The organism is Bariatricus sp. SGI.154, from assembly GCF_050313795.1.
Taxonomy (GTDB): Bacteria; Bacillota; Clostridia; order Lachnospirales; family Lachnospiraceae; genus CAMBRQ01.
In genome coordinates this window covers 1-1,515 of sequence record NZ_JBNPMC010000079.1, presented here as the reverse complement: position 1 = coordinate 1,515, position 1,515 = coordinate 1, and the positions used below count along the sequence as shown (strand labels likewise).

General features: G+C 43.2%; 2 protein-coding genes. Both read left to right on the top strand.

The genetic code is table 11. The features are described from left to right. The first annotated feature begins 149 nt into the window (after positions 1-149). Complete coding sequence (locus ACQRBN_RS17400; protein ID WP_427740358.1) at positions 150-839, top strand: MFS transporter; 690 nt, start codon at positions 150-152, stop codon at positions 837-839. 9 nt (positions 840-848) lie between these two features. Then, positions 849-1,364: an MFS transporter gene (locus ACQRBN_RS17395; protein ID WP_427740357.1), complete on the top strand. Its 516-nt coding sequence runs from the start codon at positions 849-851 to the stop codon at positions 1,362-1,364. The last annotated feature ends 151 nt before the right edge of the window (positions 1,365-1,515 follow it).

Here is a 1,515-nt window from a genome sequence, read left to right as displayed (position 1 = left end):
ACAGGAATTTCAAATCGGATTTTCTAATGTTAGAATTAGGAAGATTAATTTTACTTATGACATATGTAGGGATATAATAATGCCAGATTAGAAAACATTGAAAAGCGATACGGTTATATTGCTATTTCTATAAGGAGGAAATATAACAGATGATGAAAAAAAGAACGCTTCCCCTGATGATTATTGCGGCATGCCTGCTGTTCGGACTTTCCCTAGGTGTTCGTATGAATTATGGTATTATATTGAATGCTTTTGCTGATCATGCAGGTCTGATGTATTCTAAGATCAGTCTGGTTGTTGCAATTGGAGAGTTGGTATATGGATTTACACAGCCAGCTTTTGGCGTATTGGCATTGAAAAAATCCAATGGATTTGTGTTGAAGGTAGGACTGATTTTACTTGCAGGCGGTTTTATCCTATCTGCTTTTTCCAGATCAGCGCTGCTGCTTACTCTGACACTTGGAGTCCTGGTTTCGTCTGGTACCGGGGCCCTTTGCTTCGGGATGATCATGGGAACCATCTCTCCATTCGTAGGAAAGAGTAAAGCGGCTGCAGTCTCAGGGATTGTAAATGCCAGCAGTGGGATTGGCAGTTCTGTCATGTCTCCGGTGGTTGAAAATCTGATATCGGGGCTGGGAATTACCAAAGCGATGCTGATACTCAGTTTGCTGGCTTTGATCTTCCTGCCGATTGCATTTTGGCTGTCAGGCATGGGGCGGCATCATGATGTTGAGGAAAGCGATCGTGGTGAGATACATAATGTGTCAGTAACAGAGCGGCTGAAAGAGGCTGTGTCCAGCCGGACATACCGGTATCTGATGATTGGATTTGGCACTTGAGGATTCCATATGTCATTGATTCAAAATCATCTGTATTCGCAGATTGTATCATATGGAATTGATAAGTCAACAGCCGCTTTTGCGTATACGACATTTGGGATAGGAACGATGTTGGGGGCACTTGCCTGTGGATTCATATGTCTTAAGATTCCAATCAAGAATGTGCTGGGTTCTATCTATGGATTAAGGGTTCTTCTGATTGCGGTATTTCTTTTCTTATTGCCTAAGAATGTGGTGACGGTAGTATTCTTTGCGGTTGCGATGGGACTTACAGGAGATGCAACAGTGACTCCTACTTCAGAGATTATCAGCCGGAAGTTCGGGGCGGAAAGTATGGGATTACTATTCGGCTTTACCTTTATCTGCCATCAGACAGGCAGTTTTATCAGTACGTGGCTGGCAGGATATCTTTACCAGATCACGGGCAGGTATGAGATGATCTGGATGATGAATCTTGGGTTATGTGCATTGGCTTCGGTTGCCAGTTATCGGATTCGGATTGTGGATTATGAATTAGAAGCATAACGAAGAACAACTTATCAGAAACTTACTTTGGTGATTCATCAAGTACTTCGTGGACGACCTTGGACACTTCTTTCATTCTTTTCTCCTGGAATTCCGGATAGTCCCGGAACCACTTCATATTCAGCGGGGAAGGATGCGGCAGTACAAACGC

Coding starts and splice junctions, on each gene's coding strand:
- ACQRBN_RS17400 (WP_427740358.1), top strand. CDS start 150: ATGATGAAAAAAAGAACGCTTCCCCTGATGATTATTGCGGCATGCCTG.
- ACQRBN_RS17395 (WP_427740357.1), top strand. CDS start 849: ATGTCATTGATTCAAAATCATCTGTATTCGCAGATTGTATCATATGGA.